Origin of the sequence: Spirosoma lacussanchae (genome assembly GCF_005870035.1) — a bacterium.
GTDB lineage: Bacteria > Bacteroidota > Bacteroidia > Cytophagales > Spirosomataceae > Spirosoma > Spirosoma lacussanchae.
Window position 1 is genome coordinate 276,430 of record NZ_SWJG01000001.1, and the last position, 21,090, is coordinate 297,519.

15 protein-coding genes are annotated in these 21,090 nt (G+C 57.6%); 7 read left to right on the forward strand and 8 right to left on the reverse strand.

Annotation, left to right across the window (positions count from 1 at the left end):
• Positions 1 to 85: 85 nt before the first annotated feature.
• Positions 86 to 2,125: a c-type cytochrome gene (locus tag FBR45_RS01210; RefSeq protein ID WP_138498581.1), complete on the reverse strand. Its 2,040-nt coding sequence runs from the start codon at positions 2,123 to 2,125 to the stop codon at positions 86 to 88.
• A 26-nt stretch (positions 2,126 to 2,151) separates the two neighbouring features.
• A complete protein-coding gene (locus tag FBR45_RS01215) occupies positions 2,152 to 4,035 on the reverse strand; it encodes a 3-keto-disaccharide hydrolase (protein WP_138498583.1) in 1,884 nt (627 codons plus the stop codon).
• Positions 4,036 to 4,145: 110 nt separating this feature from the next.
• Here FBR45_RS01215 and FBR45_RS01220 point away from each other — a divergent pair, with 110 nt between their 5' ends.
• The 4 genes from FBR45_RS01220 to FBR45_RS01235 all read left to right on the forward strand — a co-directional run bounded on the left by FBR45_RS01220 (position 4,146) and on the right by FBR45_RS01235 (position 9,486).
• A complete protein-coding gene (locus tag FBR45_RS01220; protein WP_138498585.1) occupies positions 4,146 to 4,934 on the forward strand; it encodes a 3-keto-disaccharide hydrolase in 789 nt (262 codons plus the stop codon).
• Positions 4,935 to 5,024: 90 nt separating this feature from the next.
• On the forward strand, positions 5,025 to 5,531 hold the full coding sequence (locus FBR45_RS01225) for a SixA phosphatase family protein (protein ID WP_138498587.1): 507 nt from the start codon (positions 5,025 to 5,027) through the stop codon (positions 5,529 to 5,531).
• 133 nt (positions 5,532 to 5,664) lie between these two features.
• On the forward strand, positions 5,665 to 6,120 hold the full coding sequence (locus FBR45_RS01230; protein ID WP_246082073.1) for an FAD-binding oxidoreductase: 456 nt from the start codon (positions 5,665 to 5,667) through the stop codon (positions 6,118 to 6,120).
• A 9-nt stretch (positions 6,121 to 6,129) separates the two neighbouring features.
• Positions 6,130 to 9,486, forward strand: a complete 3,357-nt coding sequence (locus tag FBR45_RS01235) for a M4 family metallopeptidase (RefSeq protein WP_138498589.1) — start codon at positions 6,130 to 6,132, stop codon at positions 9,484 to 9,486.
• Between the two features lie 19 nt (positions 9,487 to 9,505).
• Here the strand turns inward: FBR45_RS01235 and FBR45_RS01240 are convergent, their stop codons facing one another.
• A complete protein-coding gene (locus FBR45_RS01240) occupies positions 9,506 to 10,861 on the reverse strand; it encodes an NAD-dependent succinate-semialdehyde dehydrogenase (protein WP_138498591.1) in 1,356 nt (451 codons plus the stop codon).
• Between the two features lie 127 nt (positions 10,862 to 10,988).
• A complete protein-coding gene (locus FBR45_RS01245; RefSeq protein ID WP_138498593.1) occupies positions 10,989 to 11,486 on the reverse strand; it encodes a MarR family winged helix-turn-helix transcriptional regulator in 498 nt (165 codons plus the stop codon).
• 128 nt (positions 11,487 to 11,614) lie between these two features.
• Between FBR45_RS01245 and FBR45_RS01250 the strand changes: the two genes are divergently transcribed.
• The 3 genes from FBR45_RS01250 to FBR45_RS01260 all read left to right on the forward strand — a co-directional run bounded on the left by FBR45_RS01250 (position 11,615) and on the right by FBR45_RS01260 (position 15,831).
• Positions 11,615 to 12,733: an HlyD family secretion protein gene (locus FBR45_RS01250; RefSeq protein WP_138498595.1), complete on the forward strand. Its 1,119-nt coding sequence runs from the start codon at positions 11,615 to 11,617 to the stop codon at positions 12,731 to 12,733.
• Positions 12,734 to 12,807: 74 nt separating this feature from the next.
• Positions 12,808 to 14,388: a DHA2 family efflux MFS transporter permease subunit gene (locus FBR45_RS01255; protein WP_138498597.1), complete on the forward strand. Its 1,581-nt coding sequence runs from the start codon at positions 12,808 to 12,810 to the stop codon at positions 14,386 to 14,388.
• A 117-nt stretch (positions 14,389 to 14,505) separates the two neighbouring features.
• On the forward strand, positions 14,506 to 15,831 hold the full coding sequence (locus FBR45_RS01260) for a TolC family protein (protein WP_138498599.1): 1,326 nt from the start codon (positions 14,506 to 14,508) through the stop codon (positions 15,829 to 15,831).
• Positions 15,832 to 15,912: 81 nt separating this feature from the next.
• On the opposite strand, the gene FBR45_RS01265 is transcribed toward FBR45_RS01260, so the two are convergent.
• From FBR45_RS01265 to FBR45_RS01280, 4 genes are all read right to left on the reverse strand, one after another.
• Positions 15,913 to 16,623 (reverse strand): 2-phosphosulfolactate phosphatase, encoded by a 711-nt coding sequence (locus FBR45_RS01265; protein WP_077924237.1) that lies wholly within the window; start codon positions 16,621 to 16,623, stop codon positions 15,913 to 15,915.
• A 105-nt stretch (positions 16,624 to 16,728) separates the two neighbouring features.
• Complete coding sequence (gene gcvT, locus FBR45_RS01270) at positions 16,729 to 17,820, reverse strand: glycine cleavage system aminomethyltransferase GcvT (protein ID WP_138498601.1); 1,092 nt, start codon at positions 17,818 to 17,820, stop codon at positions 16,729 to 16,731.
• Between the two features lie 97 nt (positions 17,821 to 17,917).
• Positions 17,918 to 19,393 (reverse strand): energy transducer TonB, encoded by a 1,476-nt coding sequence (locus tag FBR45_RS01275; RefSeq protein WP_138498603.1) that lies wholly within the window; start codon positions 19,391 to 19,393, stop codon positions 17,918 to 17,920.
• A 194-nt stretch (positions 19,394 to 19,587) separates the two neighbouring features.
• Entirely contained in the window at positions 19,588 to 21,045 is a 1,458-nt protein-coding gene (locus FBR45_RS01280) for a TonB family protein (RefSeq protein ID WP_138498605.1), read from the reverse strand.
• Positions 21,046 to 21,090 lie beyond the last annotated feature (45 nt).

Genomic DNA, 21,090 nt, shown 5'->3' on the forward strand with positions numbered 1-21,090 from the left:
TACCAAAAAACGCCCGAACCTACAGGTCCGGGCGTTTCTTACATAGCCAGATCGGCTTTAGGCCGTCGTTTGCCTGAATATGCGATCAGGGCTTGGGCGCCCCGGCTGATGAGCTGCTGCCGGTCGTTGACAGCGAGTTGATCCAGGCCGCAATCTTGAGCGCATCGGCTTTCGGTACCTGTGGCATGGGTGGCATTTCGGTGGCGTAATCCGGCCAGTTTTGTGGCTTGGGATTATAGATCAGGTCAACGATCTGGTCGTTGGTGTATTTCCGTTTGGCCACGTCGACATAGGCCGGACCGACCTGCCGTTTGTTTGTCTGGTGGCAGGCCAGGCAGGTATGGCGGGTCAGCAGCCCTTTCACCTCATCGTAAGTAGGCGCCTTGGCCATGGTGACAGCCTGGCCTTCTACCAGTTTGGGTTTAGCTCCGCGCGTGGGATCAACTTTGGTACCTGGTTTGGTAGCAGCCCCTGCTTTGGCTGGGGTCGCTTTTTTACCGACTGGTGCAGCGGCAGCCGGTGCAGCAGCCGGAGCCGCGGCCGAGTTGGTCGTACTGACTTCGCTCAGGGCCAGCTTCTGACCGTCGGGAATGTTGTTGAGCGTGTAGTACGCAATCGGATGAACCAGCGAATAGGAACCTTGGGCGCCCCGAACGCCATCGAGCGTCAGCTGGTGGATGTAGTACCGACGCAGGTCGCCCACGATTAGCCGGGCTTTCATGCCGTCGGCCGATACTTTTACCCCTTTCAGCGGCAATGCTTCCTTGTTGATCGTCGGGCTGCCGTAGACAGAGTGGTATTTATAGATGAAGCTCTCTACCCGGTACGATGCCAGATCTTCGGCCGACTTTCGGTCAACGGGCGAGGTGAACTCCACTTCGAACCCGTCGGGCATGGCCTTCACCGTGCGCATTTCGAACGGCAGGGCGTTGTTCCAGACGAGTCGCTGCAGGCCTTCGTTGGCTTCGCCAGCCGATCCCCAGCCCCGGTTGGTTTCGCCCACGAACAGCGAGCCGTCTTTACCCCAGGCCATGCGCAGTACGCCCGACCGGAACCCGTTGCGGAACTCGATGGCTCCGCCCTGGTACTCGCCGTTTACTTTCTCCATAAACACGCGGGAGATTTTGCTCATGCCCTGATCGCCCACCAGCAGCTGACCCGCAAACGGCCCAAAGGTGCCCTCCGGAATCTCCAGAATCTCCGAGTTTGAAATGCCCAGAATCCCGTGGGGCAACCAGACCGATGGCGTTTGAATATCGGCATTCGGAAACTGGTCCTTCATCGTATAGAGAAGGGTTGGCGTTTCGTTGACTACGTTTTCGGGTTTGATAGCCCGCCCATTTTCGTCCCGGCGCCGACGTTCGTCGATCTTGGCGTTGAACTGCTCGGCGGTGAGTTTAACGGGCGAGTTAGCGGCTCCGGTCCAGCGAAGACCGGCGGGGTGACCCACAAACGAGCCGCGCTTCACGTGAACAATACCGCCCGACCCCATCCAGTCGCCCTGGTTGTCGGCGTAGAAAAGCTCACCGTCGTAAATGCCCAGTCCGCAGGGCGAGCGCATACCGGTTGCCCAGGGTTGCATGCTGCCGTTTTCGCTGATCTTCATCGTCCAGCCGCGCCAGGGGACCCGGCTTTCGCCCCGCCACCACTCTTCGTCGCCGAAGGCTACGTTACCCGTTACGAAGAACTGCCCGTCGGGTGCCACCTTGGGGCCGAAGCTGTATTCGTGGTAATGGCCCGATAGCGGCCAAGCATAAACGGTTTCGAACAGATCGGCTTTCCCGTTCTGATCGGTATCGACCAGCCGGGTCAGCTCGCCCCGCTGGGCGCAGTAGAGCGCGCCATCTTTATAGGTAAGCCCCAGGATCTCGTGCAGACCCGTTGCAAACTTGCGGAAATAGGGCTTGCGGCTCGTTGGGTTTTCAACGATCCAGACGTCGCCCCGGCGCGTCGCCACGCCCAGGCTCCCGTCGGGCAGGGTGGCCAGTCCACCTACTTCGAGCAGGGTGCCTTCGGGGGCCGTAACCTTAAGAATTTTAAAGAAATCCTCTTCCTTAGGCGACTCCTGCGCCCGAACGGCTGTTAGACTGGCAACGGCCAGGAAGGTTGTGAGTAATTTTTTCATGGTACGTAAGATGGGGGAGGAGTGGTTTAGAACAGGATCGAATAAACCACTTTACCTTTTACCGGTACAATCAGCTCCTGCCGGCCATTGCTTTCGCGAACGGTCGGTTTGGCACCGCCGAGGTCGTCGATGCGGACGTAGTGCTGGTCGTCAATAACGTATAGGCCGTTTTCCAGGGCGCTGATACGCATGCCGCTGGCCAGCCGGGCGTAGAGGTTGCTGGCCGGATTGGTAATGGTCACCTCCCGCCGAACGCCCTGTCCTTCGGGCAGCACCCGAATCTTGTCATCGACCGATGCGCCGAAACTCTGGTAGCGGAAAGTTGGCAGATCGCTGGCGTCGAGGGCGTAGCCTTTGGGCCGGAAACCCGAACCGGTCGTGTCGGTTGGCCAGGCCATCTGGGTCGATGCCAGCTGGCTCAGAAACAGCACCGGTGCTCCCAGACGCTGTACCATACCACGGGGCCGCGACGAACCGTCGCCCCGGTCGTGCCACATGGGCGTGGCATCGAGAAACGCTCCCCGCCATACCTGGGCGAGCGCACCTTTGTCCAGATCGTAGGTATAGTGTACAATATCCGGGCTGCCCACCGATACGGCATGGGTAATGCGCAGGGTGCCGCCCTGGGCGTTTTTCTCGCCCGGCATGTCCATGAAGCTACGCAGGATGGTGCTGGTCGGTGCATCGACTACGATTGGGTCGGTTTCTTCGCCGTCGCCCCCGTTCTGGTCGCTGATGACGTACTCCCGAACGCCGGGCCCCGCAACGGTCAGGCCCAGCGCGGGTTTGGTCCAGTCGACGAATTTGGCATACAGCAGTTCAAACGGCAGATCGCCTTTGGGCAGGGTGGCTTTGCCGCTGGCATTCCACTGGCCGGGCGCGATGATCTGCTGGTTATTAATTCTGAGCAGGCCACCACCACCCGGCACGCCCAGGTTGAAGCGGTACTCGCCGGGTTCGCTCACGCGCAGGGTGCCGGTATAGCGAATCAGAAACTCGTTCGGAATCCGGCTTACCGACGACGACAGGATGGTTGAGGTGCCCTCCGACTCGGGAGCCATTTTGTCGTACTGGGGTTCTTTCTCGTACTTACCCTTATAAACGGTGTATTTCAGATCACGCAGCTCGGGCCGGGGTTTGTCGTAGCTGACGTACCGGATGTTGCGGAACGCCACGGGGCCGTGGTCGCCCTGGAGCATCAGCGGTCCGGTCGGTTTCTCGTCGTCGAAAGCGGCTGCGCGCGTGGGGCCGGTCAGTTCAACATCTTCATGGATGATGACCCCGTTCAGTTCGACCCGAACCATACGGGCATTCTGGGTTTTCTGGCCGTTGGCGTTGAAGCGTGGCGCCTGAAACGAGATTTTCAGATGCTGCCACAGCCCCGGTGCGCGGCTGGCGTTCTGGCGGGCGGGGTGGCCGTCGTAGCCGTAGCGACCCTCGCCCCGTTTGGGGTCCCAGCGTTCGTAGATCGAGCCGTTGTCAATGGTTTTGGGGGTGCGGATATCCCAGCTGTCGAACAGCTGTACTTCGTAGCGGCCCTGCAGATAAACGCCCGAGTTGGATTTGGACGCCAGCAGGTAGTCCAGCTCGACATCAACGTCGCCGTGGTCGAAGGTGGTGAACAGACTGGCCTTCGGATCGGTCGGCTGGCCGGGTTTGGCGGGGGTTGGCTGAGCCACCACAATACCGGTTCCCTTGTCGGTAATGAGCGTATTGGGTTTGTTCAGATCCGCGCGAACGCCACCCACCACTCGCCAGTGAGCGGCTGCGGGTTTAAACGCGCTGAGGTCGTTGAGCGTGAGCGGAATGCCGGGTGTGGGAGCGGGCTGAGCCGTAAGAAGCCCTGTGCTCAGCGTCCAGCCGATACCCATTAGCCCGCCGAAGCGAACCATTCGTGAAAGTTTTATCATGTAGCAATTGAAAAATTTGGGGCCTGAAATTTACCAATTTTTGAGGAAAAAAAGCCGCAGTGTGCCTTTTACCCTATCTTTGAACGTCAATTAACCCCCTTTCTTTTTCCATGAGAAATGTGCCCGCATGGCTGGTTTTTGGTGTAGCCAGCTTATTCGTAATGAACCAGGCTTCTGCCCAGACCGACCCTAAAAAACAAACGCCCGAGTCGACCGAAATCTGGGAGCCCGTTCCGCCCGTTGTGACACCCGGCACCTACTCGGGCAGTACGGCCGGTACCACACCGCCCTCCGATGCGATTATCCTGTTCGACGGTCGCAACGCCGATCAGTGGGTGGCTAACAAAGGGTATAACCCAACCAACAGCACCGATCCGCTGAAGTGGCCGGTACGCGATGGTGTCCTGTACTCGTCTACAGCATCGTCGGCCAAAACCAAGCAGGAGTTCGGCGATATGCAGCTACACATCGAGTTTCAGACACCCGCCAAAGTAGAAGGCAACGGGCAGGGCCGGGGCAACAGCGGTATCTTTCTGCAGGGCCGCTATGAATTACAGGTTCTGGATAACTACAACAACCCAACCTACGTAAACGGGATGGTTGGCTCGATCTACAAGCAGGCTATTCCGCTGGCTAACCCCAGTCGCAAGCCCGGCGAGTGGCAGAGCTATGATATCATCTATACGGCTCCACGCTTCAACAAAGCCGGCCTCATGCTGGAGCCAGCTTTCGTAACTGTACTGCTGAACGGCGTACTGGTGCAGAATCACGTGGCCATTCGCGGCACTACCGAATACATTGGCTACCCCAAAGTGCAGGCACACGGCAAAGGTCCCCTCATCCTGCAGGACCACGGCAACCCCGTTGGTTTCCGCAACATCTGGGTGCGCGAACTGTAACCTCCGTCTATAGTCTGGCAAGTAAGAGTCCCTGGTTCACAGCCGGGGACTTTTTTTTGTATCATTGTGAGACAAAATGGTAAAAGAACGATGCGCTTTATCTACGGATTACTGATCGTCTGCTGGCTGGCCACGGGCTGCTCGACAACTACAGTTTATGTGGTGCGCCATGCCGAGAAAGTAGACGAAACCGACTCGACGGATCTGAGCCCTGCCGGACGGCAGCGCGCGCTGGCCCTGGCCGATACCCTGGCCCGTGCGGGAATCGACTCTATTTTTACGACGCCCTACCGGCGCACCCGCCAGACGGCCGAACCGCTGGCCACCCGGCTCCGGCTCCCGATTGTTAGCTATTCGACCAGGTCCATCGGCGATGTAGCGGGGCGGGTTAAACGCATCCGGCGGCAGTCGGTGCTGGTAGTAGGGCACAGCAATACCATTCTGGAGATTACGCAGGCACTGGGCGCGCAGCCCCGGGCCGTCAAAATTGCGTCGGGCGATTACGACAACCTGTTTCAGGTTCGCATCCGGCGCGGACTCTTTGGCCAGTCGGTGAGCCTGACCGAGAGAACGTACGGCGTACCGACACCCCCCTGACGGCTGGTAGCCCAGGGCCACTTCATAGTCCCTGAAGCACGCTTCCTTCACTTATTCAGCCGATTCATAGGGTACGTATTGGCGGAGGCTGAGGCTATATATACATTTGTTGATAACTTCCTGATTTACGCGTATGCAACGCCTTGCTTTACTGATGGCTGCTTTGGGGTTGGGTCTGTTGTTGACACAGAGCTGCACGAAACGGCTGGCCACCCGACCCGACAGCTATGCCGGGCGGCAGCTGCTGGTCGGTAGCGGGGGCGGGTTCACGGGCTTTACAACCACCTATATCCTGCTCGACAACGGACAACTTTTCCGGAAGCAACATCGGGATGCGACCTATTGGCCCCTCGGTAAGCAGAAACGCGCGCTGGTCCGGCGGTTCTTCACCGCTGCGGAGGATACCTGCCTGATTAAAACGACCCGCTACGACCAGCCCGGCAACCGGTCGCGGTTTGTAGGCTGGCAACAGGGTGAACAAACGTATCGGGTGACCTGGTCCGTAGCTGACACAGCCGTACCGGCCGCCTATCCCGCATTTTATAACGCATTTATGGCCATGATTCCGGATTCGGTCCGGCTCAACTAACGCTTACCCATGAAAGCACCTGTACTTTTTCTGACCCTGCTTACAGCATCGGTCGCGCTGGCTCAGCAGCCCAAAACAGGTTTCAGCCGTAAAACCAAGACATCGGTCCCGTCGGTAAACGTAGCTCAGCGGCTGGCGGCACAGGTCATACCGACGCCCAGAAACCGGCGGGGGCAGCAGACGCTGCTGGCTACCGGACTCAGCCGCCCATCGGCCGAACCGCTGCGGCTGCGGGTCATACGCGACACCAGTACTGGACTACCGGTATTTATCGAACGAACCCTGAGCAAACGACAGAAGCTCAACCAGAACGCTGGCGCCCGACTGTCGGCGGCCGCGGCTTCGTCGGCTGCGTTTCAGTTTATGGGGCAGATCCGGAGCCTGTTGCAGATCGATGCGCCGGAAGCCAGCTTCACCGTGGCCAGTACCCGGGCCGATGAACTGGGTCAGACCCACGTTCGGCTAACGCAGCTGCACCGGGGCGTTCCTGTGCTGGGGTCAGAACTGGTGGCTCACCTGACCGGTACCGACGTGACCGTGCTCAACGGCCGTTATCAGCCTATACCCAACGAGTTGTCGACCCAACCGCAACTAGCCCTGGCCGAAGCCACCAAGCGGGCCCTCACCGATGTGCGCCAGGCCGTGCGCGTCCGCTCGTTTGGCGACAATATCCTGAACGTACAGCCCACCGAAGGGTCGCTATGCGTGTATCCGATGGCGGGTGGTGGGGCGCGGCTGGCCTATCAGCTGACCGTTCGGCCCAACCTGCTCGACCGTTGGGAATACGTCATTGATGCGCAAACGGGCGAGGTGCTGGACAAATACAACCATACCTGCTCCATCACCCGGCCGCTGGTTCCGGTATCGGCCAATGCGGGTACTGCCACTCCCGAACGCCCGGCCGCTGCTTCGCTGCTGGTGGCGGCTTCGGGGCGCGACCTCAACGGGGCTAACCGCACGTTCCAGACCTATCAGCAGGGCGGGACTTATTTTCTGATCGATACGTCGCGCCCCATGTTTAACGCCCAGGCGTCGACCATGCCCAACGAGCCGGTAGGCGCGATCTGGACAGTAGACGCGCAGAAGACCTATGGCGATAATCAGAAGGTGTACCAGATCACCTCGGCCACGAATACCGACTGGTCGCCAACGGCCGTATCGGCCCACTACAATGCGGGTATTGCCTATGACTATTACCGCACCACCTTTGGCCGTAACGGTCTGAACGGGAGTGGCGGCACGATGATTTCGCTCATCAACGTAGTCGACGATGACGGGGCTGCGCTGGACAATGCCTACTGGAACGGTAAGATCATGGCCTACGGCAACGGAAAGTTGCTGAAACCGCTGGCCGGTGCCCTCGATGTGGCAGGCCACGAAATGACGCATGGTGTTATTCAGAATACGGCCAACCTGCAATACAAAAACCAGTCGGGCGCTATCAATGAGTCGATGGCTGATGTGTTTGCCGTGCTGATCGATCGGGACGACTGGCGGCTGGGTGAAGATGTGGCGCAACCCAATGTGCTGCCGTCGGGTGCCCTGCGCGACCTGTCGAACCCGAATCAGGGCGGCCCCACGGCCGACCCCAACGGCTACCAGCCCGCCACCATGCTTCAGTATGACAACACCACCGAAGACAACGGCGGGGTGCATATCAACAGCGGTATTCCGAATTTTGCCTTTTATAAGTTTGCGACGGCCGTTGGGCGCGAAAAAGCCGAGAAAGTCTACTATCGGGCGCTGACGACCTACCTCACCCGCAGCTCGCAGTTCGTTGATCTGCGGCTGGCCGTTATCAAAGCCGCTGCCGACCTGTATGGAACGCCCGGCGCCGAGGTAACAGCGGCTCAGAACGCGTTTACGGCCGTTGGTATTCTGGACAGTGCACCCACGACACCAACTCAGCCCGACGTGCCGATAGCGGCCGGACAGGATCTGCTGCTGCTGTCCGATGCCGAAAGCAGCCGACTGTATTCGACAACGGTGGGGTCCTCAACGGCTAAGTTCGACCAGAAAACCAGTTCGGCGCTGCTCCACCGCCCCAGCGTAACGGACGATGGCAAAGTAGCGTTTTACGTGTCGTCGGACAAACGAATCCGGTCGGTGAATCTGACCGGTACGCCCGTCGAAACCATCATCTCCGACGAGCCGATCTGGGATAATGTGGCTATCTCGAAAGACGGTACCAAGCTGGCGGCCCTGACTGCCGACCGCGATGGCTCGATCTATGTCTATAGCTACGTCAAAAAGAAGTGGGCTGAGTTTAAACTGTATAACCCGACGTATACAGAGGGCGTTGAAACCGGCGATGTACGTTATGCCGACTCGTTTGAGTGGGACTTTACGGGCGAGTTTATCGTGTACGACGCCTTCAACGAGCTGCAGAACGCCAGCGGTGAAAACATCGACTACTGGGATGTGGGCTTTATCAACGTCTGGGATAACAAAGCGAACGACTTTGCTACCGGTACCATCGAAAAACTGTTCAGTGATCTGGACGAGGGCGAAAGTATTGGTAACCCGTCTTTCTCTAAAAACTCGCCCGGCATCATCGCGTTCGACTACGTGCAGGAGGCTAACGACATCTATTACGTGGTGGCCGTTGACCTGAGCAAAAACGCGGATAACCTGCGGGGTATTTACCGCAACAATACCCTTGGTTTCCCGAGTTACTCGCGGCTCGACAACCGGATCGTGTTCAGCACCGAGTCGGGCACCAGCGAAGATGTGGCCGGCATCGGTCTGGCAGCCGATAAGCTTACGCCCTCCGGTACGGCCCAGGTGTTGTATACCGGTGCCAAATGGCCAGTCTGGTATACGCAGGCTACGCGGGTGCTGCCAACCAAAACCACCCAGACGATAACCTTCGACGCTATTGCCGACCGCTATACGGATCAGGGCGATATGACACTACGGGCTACTTCGTCGGCCGGGCTGCCGGTTGGGTTTCAGGTGATGGGTGGGCCGGCGGTTCTGACCAGTGCCAATGTATTGAAAATTAGCGGAGCCGGTGCCGTTAAGGTGCGGGCCTATCAGGAAGGGAACACGCTGTTTTATGCCGCCACGCCCGTTGAACGCACGTTTACGGTGCTGGCCGTTACGGGTAATGAACCTGCCTGGTCCGATGCGATGTCGGTATACCCGAACCCAACCCGCGCTACGGTGACCGTCGACCTGCCTGCTTCCGAAACGCTGGAGGCCATATCGCTGCGGTCCGTAAGCGGGGCCATTGTTACGCAGCCTGCCATTCGGGGTCGTCAGCGTACCGCCACGCTCGATTTGCAACACCTGCCCAAAGGCTTGTATTTTCTGCACGTTCAGACGCCCAGTGGCACGGCTCACCGGAAAGTGATGAAGGAATGATCCGGGGCGGAGGCCCGGGTTACTCGACCCAGACGGTCTTGATGTTCACGAACTCCCTCATGCCAACGTCGGACAGTTCGCGGCCGAAGCCCGACTGTTTGATACCACCGAAGGGAACCCGAACATCGGACCGCATCAGTCCGTTGATAAAGACCGACCCTGCCTCGATCTGCCGGGCCAGCCGGTTGGCGCGGTCCAGATCCCGGGTCCAGATGGCGGAGCCAAGACCGAAGTTCGACCGATTGGCGAGCCGGATGGCCTCCGCTTCGTCTTTAGCGTCGATCAGTACGGCCAGCGGTCCGAAGGTTTCTTCGTCGAAAGCCGCCATGCCGGGCTTCACCTTGTCGAGCAGCATGGGCTGAACATTGCAGCCGTCGCGTTTCAGAGTACCCATCAGCGATTTGGCACCCTGTTTCAGCGATTGATGATACTGCCGTTCGATCGAGTCGGCCAGATCGAGCCGGGCCATCGGTCCCATGGTCGTGGTATCATGGGTCGGGTCGCCCTGCCGGATCTGGCTGATGTGCTGAACTACCCGTTCGGTAAAGGCTTTTTTCACGGATTTTTCCACGATGAATCGTTTGGCGGCAATGCAACTCTGGCCTGCGTTCTGCATCCGCGATTGCACGGCGATTTTAGCGGCCTGGTCGAGGTCCGCGTCGGCCAGAACGATAAGCGCATCGGAACCGCCCAGCTCCAGCACCGATTTCTTGATGGCTTTGCCAGCCAGGGCCGCCACCGATGCCCCCGCCCGTCCGCTGCCCGTTAGCGTCACAGCCTTGACGCGCTGATCGTTCAGCAGCGTTTCAACGGGCTCCACGTCGATCAGCAGCGACTGAAAAACGCCGTCGGGCAGACCAGCATCCCGGAAAACCTGCTCAATGGCCAGCGCACAGCCAAATACGTTAGGCGCGTGTTTCAGTACCCCAACATTGCCCGCAATGAGTCCTGGAATGGCGAAACGAAATACCTGCCAGAAGGGGAAATTCCAGGGCATAATGGCCAGCACCGTTCCCAGCGGCTGGTACGTGACATAGCTCCGGTGGGCGGGGCTGTCAATAACCTGATCGGCCAGGAACGACTCGGCCTGGTCGGCGTAAAACGCACAGGCATCGGCGCATTTCTGAATTTCGCCCTCGGCTTCCTGCCGAATTTTTCCCATTTCGGCCGTAATCAGGTCGGCCAGTTCTGACCGGCGACTTACCAGCTGAGAGCCAACCCGACGCAAAAAGTCAGTCCGCTCCGGAAGCGACAAAACCGACCAGTCGGCAAAGGCCCGGTCGGCTCGTTTGAGTTTTCGTTCGATAGCGGCCGCGCTGTCGGCCCGGTACGTCTTCAGCCGACGCTGATTGTAGGGATTGATAGAGGCAAACATAATTAAAGGACGATGAGTAAGTTATGAGTTATGAATGATGAGTTATGAATGATGAATGAGTACTTACAGGCGCCAACCGCACCGACCACGGGCATACACTCATCGCTCATCAGTCATCACTCATAACTTATTCACTGTTCGTTGGGTTGTCGGCTTCGAGGACGGTGACAAGTTCTAGCAGGGTGTCGATAACCTGATCCATACGGTCGTGCCCCACGATGGCGTCGAACTGGTCGCGGGCCTGCTGCATGCTGTCTTTGAGCGCCATGAATAGCTCTTTGCCCCGATCATTCAGGAAAATGACGCTGGAGCGCGAGTCGGCGGGATTTTTCTGGGTGTATATGTAGCCGTCGGCTTCGAGCAGGCCGACAATCTTACTCATCATCTGCTTGGTAACGCAGGCCCGTTTGGCCAGCTCGTTATTAGTCGTTCCCCGTTCGCCGATGTTAGCCAGGAACATCAGGTAACTCATCTTGAAGTCGGTGAAGCCCTGCTGGTGCAAACGAGGCTCCACGAAGCTTTCCATATACCGCTTCATCCGCCAGAGCAATCGGCCAATAGACCGTTCGCGCATGATGCGGTATTGTTCAAAATCAAAGGAATTTTTATCTGTTTCCGTGGTCATAGGCACAAAAATAATCTTTTCAGCCATTCATAGTGGGGTACATAAACAAATATAGTCAACTTGTTTGACTTTATAGTCAACCAGGTTTACTTTTGTGCTCATCAAAGCCAACACTTACCAATTGTTTCATGGCTATTTCTACTACAACAAACGGCAGCCCGGATATTGCTGAAAATAATGGCATACGGGCTTATTTACCCCGTATCATTCTTTTTTTCGCGCTGTTGATCGGGGGCTATTTCGCGTACAAAGCCTACGTACACGGTCGGCAGTACGAATCGACGGATAACGCGCAGATTGAGGGGAACTCGGCGCCGGTACTGGCTCGGGTAGCGGGCTATGTGCAGGCTGTCAACGTGGCCGACTATGCCAACGTGAAAAAGGGGCAGCTGCTGGTCACGATCGATCCGCAGGAGTACGATGTGGCGCTGGCGCAGGCCGAAGCCGATTATCAGCAGTCGCTGGCCGACCTCCAGAATGCCCGTGCCGATCTGCAGAACGCGCAGGCCAATGCCCGTAATGTGGCGCAGAACGCTCGGGTAGCTCAGTCAAACGCAGCGGTGCAGGAGTCCCGGCGCAGTAAGGCCCAGCGTGATCTGCAGCGCGATCAGAATCTGTACAAAGAGCAATCGCTGACGCGCAAGCAGCTCGAAGACAGCCAGAACAACGTTGAGGTGCAGAGCCGCCAGTACGAGGCTAACGTTGAGCAGATCAACCTGGCGCGTACGTCGCAGGGGGTAGCGCAGGCGGGTATTGCCAAAGCCCAGGCCAATATCCAGAAGATTGAAGCCGTACTAAAAGTCAAACAGGCCGCCATCGACAACGCCAAACTGCGCGTTGGCTACGCCCGACTAACGGCTCCCATTGACGGGAAAATAGGTCGTAAGAACGTGGTAGCGGGTCAGTACGTACAGCCCGGACAGAACCTGTTTACCATCGTGGCCGATTCTACGTTCTGGGTCGTTGCCAACTTCAAGGAAACCCAGCTTGAGAAAATGAAAATCGGGCAGGCGGTCGACGTAAAACTCGATGCCTACCCCAACCTCGATATCAAAGGCCGGGTAGCCTCGCTGTCTGACGCGACAGGCGCTCGTTTCGCGCTGCTGCCGCCCGATAATGCCTCGGGTAACTTCGTCAAGATCACCCAGCGCGTACCGGTCAAGATCGAGATCGTGAACCCCGAAAAGTACCGGAATCAGCTACGGGCAGGGCTCAGCGTGGAAGCCGACGTGCGCGTCGATGAGTAATGAACACTATGTACGGGTTTGTCCGTGAGGCCGCTGCCCAGGACAAGACATGCTACCTGTTTCAGGCCTAGAACATGAATCAACCAACCGGGTTTCGTCGGTGGATCGTGGTGATCACGGCCATTTCGGCAGCTATAATCGAACTGATCGACATCTCGATCGTAAACGTGGGCCTGACCGACATTGCCGGTAATCTGGGCGTTACGATCGAGGATGTATCGTGGGTGGTGACGTCCTACGCCATCGCCAACGTGATCGTTATCCCGATGACGAGTTTTTTGCAGCGGTACTTCGGCCGCAAGAACTATTACATCGGCTCCATTTTCCTGTTTACGCTGGCCTCGTATGGCTGCGGCCTGTCCGATAACCTGTGGATGCTGGTGTTTTTCCGGTTCCTGCAGGGCGTTGGCGGGGGGGCGTTGCTGTCTACCTCGCAGGGGCTGATGTACGATGCGTTTCCGCCTTCGCAGCGGGCCACGGCCTCGGCCCTGTTCGGGATGGGTATTGTACTGGGCCCCACACTCGGTCCTACGCTCGGTGGCTATATCATCGATAATTACCACTGGAGCTGGATGTTCTACATCAACGTACCGATCGGTATTGTGGCCGTCATGCTCAGCTCGGCCTTCATCGACAAAAAAGAAGAAGAGCTGAACATTAACCGCGCTGCCATCAAAATTGACCAGTTCGGTATTCTGCTGCTGGCCATCGGGGTGGGTAGTCTGCAGTATGTGCTGGAGCGGGGCGAAGCCGACGACTGGTTCGATAGTTCGCTGATTACGGGCCTGACCCTTGCCGCTGCGGTGACGCTGCCGCTGTTTGTCTGGTGGGAGCTGCGGGGCACCCGCGAGCCGGTGGTGGATCTGCGTACGCTCAAGAACCGAAACCTGGTGGTTGGCTCGCTGCTGATCGTTGTGGTTGGCTACGGGCTGTTTACGTCGGTGTTGTTATATCCGCTGTTTGCGCAACGCATTATTGGCATGACGGCCACCCAGACCGGCAAACTCCTGATTCCCGGCGGCCTCATTACGCTGCCCATGTTCGCGCTGACGGGCAGGTTGCTGGCCAAAGGAACCTCGCCCCGGTTGATCGTGATCTTCGGCTACATTGCCTTCGCTGCGTTTTGCTTTACGATGTCTACTTATAACATGGACGCGTCGAATGGCGATTTTATCGGGGCGCTGATCATTCGGGGCATCGGGCTGGCGCTGGTCAATGTGCCGCTTATCAACCAGTCGGTATCGACGCTCGAACCGCGTCAGCTGCCTACGGGCATTGCCATCGTAAACATGATGCGGCAGCTGGGCGGAGCCTTCGGGGTAGCTATCACGAACACTTACGTAACCCAGCGCAGCGCTGTTCATCGGGGCGATCTGGTATCAAACCTGCAACCCGGCGATCCGCTCCTGACCGAACGGCTCAACGCGCTCACGCAGGGGCTGATGGCACGGGGCGTCAACGCATTCGATGCCACGACGGGGGCGTATCGCAATCTCGATCTGATTATCCAGAAGCAGGCGCTGATGGTCTCGTACCTCGACACATTCCGGCTGGCGGGGCTGTTTTTCGTGGTGTCGTTTCCGCTGTTATTCTTACTGAAAAACAAAAAAATGGACCCGGCCGCTGCCAAAGCAGTAGCCGATGCCGCTCACTAGTACTTGGCGCCCGGGAGCGGTATGCATGGCCGGATAGGCCTACGTCGATGGTCAGTGCCGCCGGCCGTTGATCCTCATGATGCCGCAACCCGCCGGGTCTCACAAACACATACATGTATGCAGTTAAAATACCTTGTCTGTATAGCCTTACTAACGGCCGGTGGTGTTCGGGCGCAGCAGCCTCAGCCGGTTCCGGTGCCTGCCGACCTGCGGGCGCTGCTTCAGCAGGCCAACGCCAACTACCCCGTGCTCCGACAGCAGCAGGAGCTGATCCGGGCGGGTGAACTGCGGGTCGATATAGCCCGTACGGCATTACGCCCCACTGTTAACCTGAACGGGAGTTACACCTACCTGACCCCCGTGCCGCAGGTGACGTTTCCGGTCAACGGGCAGGATGCTACGCTGAAGCTGGCGCCCAATAACAACCTCAACGGCAACGTATCGATCGGGCAAACCATCTACGACTTTGGCCGGACCGACGCATCTGTTCGGCAGGCTGCCGATAACGTGCAGGTGCTGCGCCGGGGGCTGGAGATTACGCAGCAGAACCTGGCCTTTCAGGTCGCGGCTGCCTATTTCGGCGTGGGCTTTCTGCAACGGAGCCTGGTCGTGCAGGATTCGGTGATCCGGACCGCCGGAGCCAACGTGCGGCTCCTGGCAACGCGGCTGCAGAACGGCGATGCGCTGCAATACGACGTACTGACGCAAACGGTTCGGGTAAAAGCCGCGCAAAACCGCCGGATCGAAATCCAGAACCTGTTGGAGCGACAACTGGCTGCGCTGACCTTCCTGACCGGTAATCCCAGTCCGGACGTGAGCCAGGCCATTACCCAGTTCGACCTGACCGATGCGGTCAGCAGCGCTACCCAGCCCTACAACCTCGACCTGGCTCCGGTACTGGCGACTAACAAAGATGTGCAGCTGGCTCAGGACCGGCTCCGCGCGGCCGAGACTGAGATTCTGGTCAATAGCCGGGCTGGTAAGCCGAGCATCGGGTTCAGCGGGAATGCGGGGTTCAAAAATGGGTATCCGCTCAACGTAGAGCAGCCGCGCGCCAATCTGGCGGCCGGTGTTGCCGTGGTAGTTCCTCTCTATGCCGGTAAGCGCTACCAGCTACAGAACCAGGCCGCCCAGCTGAATCTGAACGCCAGCCGCTACGCCGTAGAAACCGCTAACGCCCAGCTTCGGCAGAACCTCGCCCAACTCAACGCCGACATCCGCAGCAACCAGACCCGCCTGGCCAACCTCGAAACGCAGGTGCAGCAGGCGCGTCAGGCACTGACTATTGCCAACGCCCGCCTGCGCAACGGAGTAATCACAAACGTAGAGCTACAAAGCGCCGAAACCGGCGTTGAAGAAGCCGAGCTGGGCCGACTCAATTTTAAATACCAGCTCCTGCTCAACCAGCTCGAACTGAAACGGCTGCTGGGAGAAGGGCTATGAGTGATGAGTTAGTAGTGATGAGTGGGGTCGGCGCCTACAGGCAATCACTCATCGCTCACCACTACTAACTCATCACTCCGTTTACATTTCCATCGCTACGAGTGCGTTGCCACGGAGAACGGGAACCACGTCGTAGAGGTCATGCTGGAGGCAGTAGGTAATATCTTTCTGAATGCCGAGCCGCTGGAGCCGGCGGATGTGTGAGGCATTGGCCATGTAGCCGACCAGGTTTTCTTTTCCGTCGCAGTAGAGCCGGTGCGCTACAATGGCGCTGTCTTCGGCCAGGGCGTAGCTATCTTTGAGCCGGTCGATGAGGGCGCCAGCAAAGAGGGTGTCTTCGAGGTTGACGCGGCCTTTCCAGCCCGCGCACAGCACCATCACATCATAAGGCTCAGTTTTCAGGAATCTGGCCACCGCGTCGAGGTTCAGGAATGAGCCGACCAGCACTTTTACCGCCGACCGCGATTTGGTGATGGCCAGCGTACCGTTGGTGGTTGTCATGGCTACGTTGGCCCCCCGAATCTGCTCGTCCATGTACGTGAACGGCGAATTGTCGAGTTCGAAACCGTCGACCCGGCGCGCGTTACGCTCGGCCGCGGCCAGATACCCACGCTCCTGCCACTGCTGACACTCTTCGATGGTCGCTACGGGTACAATGGTTTTCACCCCATAGGCAAAAGCCGTCACCATGCAGGAAGTAGCCCGGAACACGTCGGCAACGACTACGATGGTGTTTTCAACCGTGTGTAGATGCAACAGATCCGGGGTTAAACAAACGTCAATGTGTTTCATGTATGTCGCTGGCCGATGAGCAGTAGGTACAGTCGCTACCGCCCATCGGTATGAGTTAGATCCTGGTTAGATGAATCGATTGGTTGGAGGTCTGGCAGAGAACCATCAGCGCCGAACGAAAGGGGGCTTTACAACTTCGGCCTTCAGGAGTCTGTCGCGCACGTTTACAAAAATTTCGGTGCCGGGCTTGCTTAGGGCGGTGGGTACGTAGCCCAGGCCTACGCCTTTGCCGAGCGTGGGCGACTGCGTGCCGGACGTTACTTCGCCAATGGTATGGCCGTCGGCATCGCAGAGGGCGTAGTGACCGCGTGGAATACCCCGGTCAATCATAGTAAAGCCAACCAGTTTGCGCGCAACGCCCTGCTCTTTCTGCTGTTTCAGTACATCGGCATCCACAAAGTCGTGGGTAAATTTGGTGACCCAGCCCAGCCCGGCTTCAATAGGGGAGGTGTCGTCGGTAATGTCGTTGCCGTACAGGTTATAGCCCATTTCGAGCCGGAGGGTATCGCGGGCACCGAGGCCGATGGGTTTGATTCCATAGGGCGCTCCGGCTTCCATGATCGCGTTCCATACGGTTTCGGCCTGGTGGTTGGATACGTAAATCTCGAACCCACCCGCGCCGGTATAGCCCGTTGCCGATACGATAACATTAGCCATGCCCGCAAAATCTGTTTTCTCGAAGGTGTAATACGTCATTTCCAGATCGGCGGCTGTCAGCGACTCCAGCGCTTTGGCCGCCATCGGACCCTGTACCGCAAAGAGGCACATATCGTCCGATACGTTCACGAGCGTCAGGTTGTCGGTGTCACGCACGTACTGGTTGATCCAGTTCCAGTCTTTTTCGATGTTCGACGCGTTAACAACGAGCATGTACTCCGTTTCGCTGATCCGGTAAACGAGCAGATCGTCTACGATACCGCCCCGGCCGTTGGGCAGGTAGCTGTACTGTACCTTGCCGTCGAAGAGCGTGCTGGCGTCATTGGCCGATACCCGCTGAATCAGGGCCAGCGCATCATCGCCTTTCACGATGAACTCGCCCATGTGCGATACGTCGAATACGCCAACGCCATTACGGACGGTGTGGTGCTCGTCGAGGTCGGACGAGTAGCGAACGGGCATCTCGAAGCCCGCAAACGGCACGATCTTCGCGCCTAATTGCTGATGAATATGATGAAGGGGAACTTGCTTGAGGGACATCTCGTGCCGGAGGTTATCGGGCAAATTTACAAACAGATGATCGGCTTTCCACGCCGTATGTGTATGGCCGCCATAACGGTTGGGTATTTACCAGAACTTACAGGGTAAAGTTGATGGGTAAAGTGTACTTTACTCGCACAGGCTGACCGCGCTGATAACCCGGTGTCCAGCGGCTACTGCTCCATTTGACCACCCGTGCCGCTTCTTCATCGGTACCGTAGCCCAGTCCCCGAATTACTGTTATATCGTCTACAGTTCCTTCTTCGCTGATCACAAAACCGATAACAACGCGGCCCTGTACTCCGCGTCGCTGTGCTTCGGCCGGGTAGCGTAACGTGTTGTTCAGGAAGTCGCCCAGTGCGGCCATACCGCCTTTGAAAGAAGGAGGCTGGTAAATTTTGGCATAGCGCAGGGTATCTCGCGTGCCAACCACCGCTTTGCCACCCAGGTCTTCCCCTGTATCGTAACGATCTTCGTAAAAAAAAGACCCATCGGCATAGCGCCCCGTCCAGACCCCATCGCGGAAACCGTTGACGAAGTAGCCTTCTTCTATCAGGTCAGTCGGGGGTTGCTGGCGCGTTTTGGAAACGATTCGGGAGCGAATTACAGCTCGTCCGTTGCCCTCGGTCACCATCTGCTTTCCCGATGCATCCCAGATCGATTCGAATTTTTCGGCTTTGGCGCGCGATTGATTATAGCGATTGATGGTAGCGATGGATTCCTGCTGGCCGTTGCTGTACCATCGCCACCGCGTCTGTTGCACTGGCTCCCTACTGTTGGACTGGGCAATATCCTGTTCCGATTCTACCAGCATCTCGTTCAGATCGAATTGGTCTACTCCGGTCTGGGTTCCATTCAGGAAAGTGCGTGTGGATACCCGGCGGCCCGTCTCCGTAATGTCGTAGACCAGGCCCTGCCATTGGTGATTCGGTGCTTTCAGACCAATACGGTTTATCACTAAGCCGTCCGGCGAGTGGTAAGGTTGTTCTTCCCGGGCCATCGTCAGCGTCAGCTTTTCAGCCCATCGTTTACCCTGTCGCTGATAAATGATGGCATTGCCCGTTGGTAACCCCAGGCTGTCCTGACGGGCGACTTCTTTGTACTGGGCCAGACTACTGCCGGGTAGAACAGGGGTGAACTGCTCATCGAGGTAGGTAATGCGCTGGCCGTCGAAGTATTCATACTGGGGTGGGCTTGCTTTGACGGTAAGGGGGAAGGTAACTTCCTGACGTACGCGCTGCCCTGCTTTGATGGCCGGTTGCCAGGCGTTGAACAGCCTGAACACCCGAAGGGCTTCCTGGTCACAATCGGGCCGAAGGCCGCGTACAACAACTGCGTGGCTGATCTGACCATTGGGCTCCGCGATACCGCTCAAAATGACACGGCCAGTAAGACCAGCAGCTCCTGCCGCCAGAGGCATCCGAAAGTTGGTCAGCAGAAACGAATGAAGTCTTTCAGGACCGCCCTGGGGCTGTGCCACGCTGTCGACTTCGAAGGACTTGTAGACTGGCGACTGGGCAAACCCGGATACCGGCACCACCAGCCATAACCAAAAGATTTGTACTAATTTCATAAAAGGGAGGTTGGTATGAAGACCTGCCAAATTAAGAAAATAGTACACAAATATAAAAAGTGTATACTAGCCCATTTGTCCTTACCAATCGACCTCTTGTGGGATTGGAATTAACGTATTGGGCTACAACCGATTCATTGCTTTATGGATGCGGCTAACGAAGAAGCGCAACGGGAAGGCTAGCTATAACGGTCTTACTCCAGCATAAAATTGAGCGGCATTCGGTACCGCACCCGTACGTTTTGGCCGCGCTGAACACCTGGCTTCCAACGACCATTCATGGCTTTTACAATGCGCAGGGCTTCCTGATCAATGGCGGGGTGTAGCGGCTTAATGACTTCATAATCGCAGAGTGTACCGTCGGCGCAAACCACAAAACTAACCATGACCTGACCCTGAGCGTGCGCTCGTTGCGCATCGGGCGGATAGCGCAGCGTACTGGCCAGAAACTGGCCCATCGCCTGCATTCCGCCCGCAAACTCCGGTTGCTGCTCGCGTTGCGTATACCGTACCGTATCCTGCCCGGCCGTAATGGCTTTGCCCGCCTGACAGATACCTTTCTCGTACCGTTCTTCGTAAAAGTAGGACCCATCGGCATAGTGGCCAATCCAGCGACCCTCCCGCAGCCCGCCTGCGTAGGCGCCTTCTTCGATGAACAACGTCTGGCGGGTAGAGTCATTCTTCGATTGCACCAGTTCGGTAAAAGAGCCGCTGCCGTTGCCTTCGTTGACGAGCTGGCGGCCGGTGCTGTCCCAGTAAGCCATGACCTGATCCGGACTTTTCGGGGTTCCGGGTTTTGGTTTGTCAACGGTCCAGATCTGTTTGATCTGCCCGTTGGGGTGCCAGGCGTTGAACACATACAGGCCGTTGGCATCGTCGGAGCGCTGGGCTACCAGGCCGTTGCTGTAGTAGTCGAGCTGGTAGCCAACCCGTTCGCCATTGTTGTAGAAGGCCTGTCTGACCAGCGTGCCCGTTTCGTCGACATCGGCTACGCGGCCCTGCCACTGGTTGGTCTGTTGTACAACCCCAACCATATAAACCGGTTTTCCGGAGCGACTGCACAGGTCGCTCCGTTTCCGGACAAACGGCAGGGTGGCCTGTTCTTTCCAGACCTGCCGCTTCAGCTGATACACCATGATATTTCCATTGGGAAGCCCGTTAGAATCGGTTGGGGTGAGCTGTTTGTACCGGGCCAGGTCGCTGCTGTCGGGCAGCAGGTTCTGATTGGCGTCGTAATAGCTGATCCGGTTGCCATTCACGTAGGGGAAGGGCTTGTTGGCTTTGAAGGTAACCGGAATCGTAACGAACTGCCGTACCGCTTTGCCGTTTTTGTAGGCCGGTCGCCAGGCCTGAAACCGACTGAAAACCCGAATGGCTTCCCGGTCGCAGTCGGGCCGCAGCGATTGCACGACCTTGATGTCAGACAGGCGCCCGTCGGATTCTACGATGCCCGAAAGAACCACGCGACCGCCAATGCCCTGAGCTTCGGCTTCGATGGGTTTGCGCAGATTCGTTTGCAGGAAGGTACTCAGCGAAGGCATCCCGCCCCGGGGCTCGGCGGCACTGTCGGTTTCAAAGCTTTGATAAGCAACAGGTTGAGCTAATGACGAGATGGTCAATAGAAAAAGAAGGATAAAAGGAAATAGTTTCATAGGATGAAGGCGGTGTAAACAGGTGTTAAAATAAGCCGAACATTC